The organism is Sneathiella sp. (assembly GCF_041689005.1).
Classification (GTDB): Bacteria; Pseudomonadota; Alphaproteobacteria; order Sneathiellales; family Sneathiellaceae; genus Sneathiella.
The window spans coordinates 1-5,139 of record NZ_JBDNHC010000103.1; the positions used below are offsets into that span (position 1 = coordinate 1).

General features: G+C 62.0%; 6 protein-coding genes and 1 pseudogene. 5 read left to right on the forward strand and 2 right to left on the reverse strand.

The window, feature by feature from the left end; all coding sequences use genetic code 11:
* From ACESNI_RS12210 to gmk, 5 genes and pseudogenes are all read left to right on the forward strand, one after another.
* Window positions 1–282, forward strand: a pseudogene (locus ACESNI_RS12210) (beta-ketoacyl-ACP synthase II); the annotation flags it as partial.
* 32 nt (window positions 283–314) lie between these two features.
* Complete coding sequence (gene mltG / locus ACESNI_RS12215; RefSeq protein WP_373087098.1) at window positions 315–1,289, forward strand: endolytic transglycosylase MltG; 975 nt, start codon at window positions 315–317, stop codon at window positions 1,287–1,289.
* Window positions 1,290–1,371: 82 nt separating this feature from the next.
* Complete coding sequence (locus tag ACESNI_RS12220; RefSeq protein ID WP_373087100.1) at window positions 1,372–2,523, forward strand: hypothetical protein; 1,152 nt, start codon at window positions 1,372–1,374, stop codon at window positions 2,521–2,523.
* Between the two features lie 72 nt (window positions 2,524–2,595).
* Window positions 2,596–3,483, forward strand: coding sequence for a YicC/YloC family endoribonuclease (locus ACESNI_RS12225; protein ID WP_373087102.1), 888 nt, complete (start codon window positions 2,596–2,598; stop codon window positions 3,481–3,483).
* A gap of 10 nt (window positions 3,484–3,493) precedes the next feature.
* Window positions 3,494–4,144, forward strand: a complete 651-nt coding sequence (gene gmk / locus ACESNI_RS12230; protein ID WP_373087104.1) for a guanylate kinase — start codon at window positions 3,494–3,496, stop codon at window positions 4,142–4,144.
* Here the strand turns inward: gmk and rsmA are convergent.
* Both rsmA and ACESNI_RS12240 read right to left on the reverse strand, forming a co-directional pair.
* Complete coding sequence (gene rsmA / locus ACESNI_RS12235) at window positions 4,141–5,001, reverse strand: 16S rRNA (adenine(1518)-N(6)/adenine(1519)-N(6))-dimethyltransferase RsmA (RefSeq protein WP_373087106.1); 861 nt, start codon at window positions 4,999–5,001, stop codon at window positions 4,141–4,143. The two genes, gmk and rsmA, sit on opposite strands and share 4 nt — an antisense overlap.
* A partial coding sequence (locus tag ACESNI_RS12240) for a 4-hydroxythreonine-4-phosphate dehydrogenase PdxA (protein ID WP_373087109.1) occupies window positions 4,994–5,139 on the reverse strand: 146 nt, incomplete at its 5' end. The genes rsmA and ACESNI_RS12240, both read right to left, overlap by 8 nt.

Consider the following 5,139-nt stretch of genomic DNA (forward strand, 5'->3'; position numbering starts at 1 on the left):
AAACGGCTGTTCGGCGGCAATTCCAAGACCCTCGCTATGTCGTCGACAAAATCCTCTATCGGCCATCTACTCGGGGCGGCCGGCGGTGTCGAGGCAATCTTCTCAATCCTTGCGATGAACGAGGGCATCCTGCCGCCAACCATCAACCTCAATGATCCGTCGGACAATCTCGAGATTAATCTTGTCCCCAATGTCGCGCAGGAAAAGAAGGTGGATGCCGTACTGTCCAACTCCTTCGGTTTTGGCGGCACCAATGCCAGCCTGGTGATGAAGCGGGTCTGACCAACCAGATACCAATGGCATAAGGGGGCAGGATGAAATCAATTGCTTATACCCTTATTGCCCTCATTCTGCTGGCAGGCGTCGTGGTTGCCGGGACTGTCAGTTATGGCTGGCATCTGTTCACGGCACCGGGACCGCTCGCGAATGAGACAGTTTTCGTTCTGGAAAAGGGAACGGGCCTGCGTAAGCTTGCGGGTCAACTTGAACAAAATAATATCATAAACAATGATTTGGCCTTTATTTTTGGTGTAACGGTTGAGGACAACAGTGGGCGGTTGCAAGCCGGGGAATATGATATTCCAGCGGCGGTAACCGGCGAGGCGCTGATGGCGCTGTTCGTCTCGGGCAAGGTCGTTATGCATCGGCTGACGATCCCGGAGGGCCTGCAAAGCCGGGAAATCCGGGCGCTGGTCGCGGCGGCGGAGGGGCTTGAGGGCGAGATCACCCAACCGATGCCCGAAGGCGCGTTCCTGCCCGAAACTTATTATTATCATCTTGGTGACAGCCGCGATGACCTCGTTGAGCGGATGGCCGCCAGCATGACCGCGGCGACCACGGAGTTGATGCAGGGCAACAATTCGGTGCCTGAGATAAGGACGGCGGAGGAGCTGGTCACGCTCGCCTCGATCATCGAGAAGGAAACCGGGCTCGCCGCCGAGCGGCCCCATGTCGCCGGGGTATTCCTTAATCGTCTGCGCAAGGGCATGAAGCTGCAATCGGACCCGACGGTCACCTATGGCATCACTGAGGGCAAGCGCGACCTTGACCGGCCGCTCAGCCGCAAGGACCTCGCCACCGCCACCGCCTATAACACTTATCAGATTTCCGGCTTGCCCAAGGGCCCGATCGCCAACCCCGGCCTCGACAGCCTGAAGGCGGTGCTGGCACCGGAGAAAACGGACAACCTCTATTTTGTTGCCGATGGCAGCGGCGGCCATGCCTTTTCTGCGACCCTGGACGAACATAACAAAAACGTCCGTAAATGGCGGAAACTCCAGAAAAAATAACGCGGCCCCACCGATTTGACACAAACTGCCATTGGCCGACGTCTTAGCTCCATCACAGGAACGACGGAGGGAATTGGCGTTCATGGCTGTCAGTACCGATACAATTCAAATGCTGCTCCGGCAACGGCAGGACCTGCGCGAGGCCCTGATCGATCTGCATCAGGAAATCTCGACGCTGGATGCGACGTCCCTCAATCTTGTGAACAAGAATATCAAGGCGCAGACAGCGACCGATGCGGCCCTTGTCGCGGCGGAGGTGGCGGCGGAAAAGGCGGCGGCCCCAGTCGCAGCCCCAGTTACGGCGCCAGTCACGGCCCCCGCTGCAACTCCTGTCGCGGCTCCGGCTCCGACTCCGACTCAGACGGCGGCAGCGTCAGTGGCACCAGCCGCCGCCGCTCCGGCAGCGGTGACATCGCCGGCTCCCGCCGCCGATCCGACGGATAAACCGGTGGAACAATCCGTGCCAAGCCCCCCTTCGCCGACGGTCGATGACGATCTGGCCCGCCTGCTGCCGCGAGCGCGGGCGCTGTCAGGCTATTTTCTGGAACATCCGGCGGCGACGCCGGCGGCGGATTTGCACGCGCTTGATACCGCCATCACCGCCGCGGCGGCGGCAACCGGGCCGGCGGACAAGACCATCGCCTATCACAGCCTGCAGGCGGCCTACCGCAAGGTCGCCAGTGAAAGCCATGTCGGCTTCGGCATCAACGGCACGACCCTCACCGACAGCCGGTTGGGCGCGCGGCTGCTCTGGGCGGTGCCGATGGCGATCGCGGCGCTGGTGCTTGCTGTCTTCCCGCTGATATTGCTGGCACGGACGCTGGCGAACCGGATGTTCACCGCCGATTTTGCCGCTGATCTTACCTGGACCTTCGATGCCATTGCCGCTTTCCTCTGGGGGGCCGTCGGGGCGCTGACGCTGCTCGCGCTTAACGTCGCGCTGTTGATCCGGCGGTGCCAGTTCGACGCCGCGATCCACCAGTCACCGGCGTTACGTGCCGGGCTCGGCGGGCTGACCGGCACTCTTTGCTTCCTGCTGCTGCAAATATGGGTGTCGGAAAATACCGTCCGTCTTGAATTCGCGATCGATCTGGCCGCCTTTGCCGCCGGGCTGTTGTCGGCGATCCTCTTTGCCGGTCTGCACCGGCTGTTCAACGGCGTCATATTTCACATCGAACCGGTCCCGAAAGCCGGACTTGAAGCGCCCGATGCGACGGGGGCGGTCAAAAAATAACCGCGCGCTTGTGACCGCCGCCCGAACCGGATATACAGGAGCCTTCCTTGAATTTGGGTTCGTGAGGTGAGATTGACGGTAAACAGCATGACGGGATTTGCCCGTATCGGCGGCTCCCATGGCGATACGGGATGGCTGTGGGAAATGAAAAGCGTTAATGGTCGTGGCCTTGAAATCCGCTGCCGGATGCCCGCCGGGCTCGACCAGCTTGAGGATCGCCTGCGCAAGCTCGTCAAGGCTCATTTCCAGCGCGGCTCAATCAATCTTCACCTACAGTTTGAAACTGCCGCGGCGGACAGCGGCTACCGGGTCAACGAAACCTTTCTTGATGAGTTGCTGTCGCTGGCTGCGGATTATGTCGATGCCGGACGCGCCCGCCGCCCGCGCATGGACGGTATGCTGGCCCTGCGCGGCGTGATCGAACAGACCGACACCTCTGCCGGGGTCGTCGATGACGCGCTGGAGGCGGCACTGTTTGCGTCCGCCGAGGAACTGGTCGCCGTCATGGGCACGATGCGTGAGGAGGAGGGCAGACAGCTTCTGCCCGTGCTGACGGCGCAGCTCGACGAGATCGAGCGGCTGGTTGACCGGGCCATCGGGTTCGCACTTAAATGGCCGGACAACGCGCGGGCAAAAATCAAGGCACAGATGGAGCTTATTCTTGACGGCGGGCAACTCGATCCCGGACGGCTGGAACAGGAACTGGCGATGCTGACCACCAAGGCCGATATCTCCGAGGAGCTTGACCGGCTGGCCAGCCATATCATCTCGACCCGCGAGATGCTGGCCGGACCATCGGCCGCGGGCGTCGGGCGTCGGCTCGATTTCATCTGCCAGGAATTCAACCGCGAGGCCAATACGCTCTGCTCTAAGGCCAACGATAAGGAGCTGACGCAGGTCGGGCTGGACATGAAGGTTGTTGTCGACCGTCTGCGCGAGCAGATACAGAATATAGAGTAGGAGTTGCTGTATGTTACCGTCTGTAAGCAGTGAGGCCCTGACGCGGCGGGGATTGATGCTGGTGCTGTCATCGCCATCAGGGGCGGGGAAGACAACCATTTCGCGGGGCCTGCTGAAAGAGGATGACGCGCTGGTCATGTCGGTGTCGGCAACCACCCGGCGCCCGCGTCCGGGAGAGGTGGAGGCGACGGATTATTTCTTCATGGAGCCGGTCGATTTCAACCTGATGATCAACCGCGATGAACTTCTGGAACATGCCAAGGTGTTCGGCAATTATTATGGCACGCCAACGGCACCGGTGGAAACGGCGCTGGCCGAGGGCAAGGATATCCTGTTCGATATCGACTGGCAGGGCACCCAGCAGCTGGGGCAGAAAGCCCGCAGTGACATGGTCAGCATCTTCATCCTGCCGCCTTCAACGGACGCACTGGAACGGCGGCTTAAAACCCGCGCCCAGGATTCCGACGAAGTCGTCGCCCAGCGGATGTCGAAGGCGGCCGAGGAAATCAGCCATTGGCGCGAATATGACTATGTCGTCGTCAATGAGAATGTCGATCAATGCCTGCAGGAGGTGAAAACCATCCTCGCGGCGGAACGCTTGCGCACCAGCCGCCGGGCAGGGCTGGTTGATTTCGTCAGCCGCCTGCGCGAAGGCTACTAGGACAGGGACGGAAATCCACCCTCCGCCTCGTAAATGCGCGCGAGGGTGCAGAAATCCTCAACAGTGAGTTCTTCCGCCCGGCGTGTGGGCGCGATCCCGGCGCGGGCAAGCATGTCCTCCGGGGGATAGCCGAGGGGCTTGAGGCTTGCGCGCAGCATCTTGCGGCGCTGGCCGAAGGCGGCGGCGACCACCTTTTCAAGGATCGGCTGGCTGGCGGGAAAGGCGGGGGCCTCGCGCGGGGTCAGCAGGACCACGGTGCTGGTCACCTTGGGTGGCGGTGTGAAGGCGCGCGGCGAGATATCGAATTCCTTGTGCGTCGTGCAGAGCCACTGGCAGAGAATGCTGAGGCGGCCATAGGCCTTGGTGCCGGGCACGGCAGTGAGGCGGTCGGCAACCTCTTTCTGGAACATCAATGTCAGCGATGAAAACCGCGTCCGCTGCCCGAGCCATTTGATCAGCAAGGGCGTCGCCACGTTATAGGGCAGGTTTGCGATGATCTTCGCCTGCCCTTCGAACAGGGCCGTTTCGTCAACCTCCAGCGCATCCGCGTTCAGCACCTCAAGCCGGCCCGGATAGGCGGCGGCGATATCGGCGAGCGCGGGCAGGCAGCGGCGGTCTTTCTCCAACACGATCAGCCGGGCGGCGCCCTGCTGCAGGATGGCCCGTGTCAGGCCACCGGGGCCGGGGCCGATCTCGATCACCGTCTCGCCGACAAGCGATCCGCTACAGCGGGCAATCCGCCCCGTGAGGTTAAGGTCGAGGAGGAAATTCTGGCCGAGCGACTTCTCTGCCCGCAGGCCGTATTTGCCGATTACCTCGCGCAGTGGCGGCAGGCCGTCGCCGCCTTGTTCAGCCATCTTTGGCCGCCACCATCTCGCCCGCCATCCGAAGGGCGGCGATCAGGCTCGCGGGGTTGGCGATGCCCTTGTCGGCGATATCCTCCGCCGTGCCGTGATCGGGGGACGTGCGGATGATCGGCAGGCCCAGCGTGACAT

Coding starts and splice junctions, on each gene's coding strand:
- mltG (WP_373087098.1), top strand. CDS start 315: ATGAAATCAATTGCTTATACCCTTATTGCCCTCATTCTGCTGGCAGGC.
- ACESNI_RS12220 (WP_373087100.1), top strand. CDS start 1,372: ATGGCTGTCAGTACCGATACAATTCAAATGCTGCTCCGGCAACGGCAG.
- gmk (WP_373087104.1), top strand. CDS start 3,494: ATGTTACCGTCTGTAAGCAGTGAGGCCCTGACGCGGCGGGGATTGATG.
- rsmA (WP_373087106.1), bottom strand. CDS start 5,001: ATGGCTGAACAAGGCGGCGACGGCCTGCCGCCACTGCGCGAGGTAATC.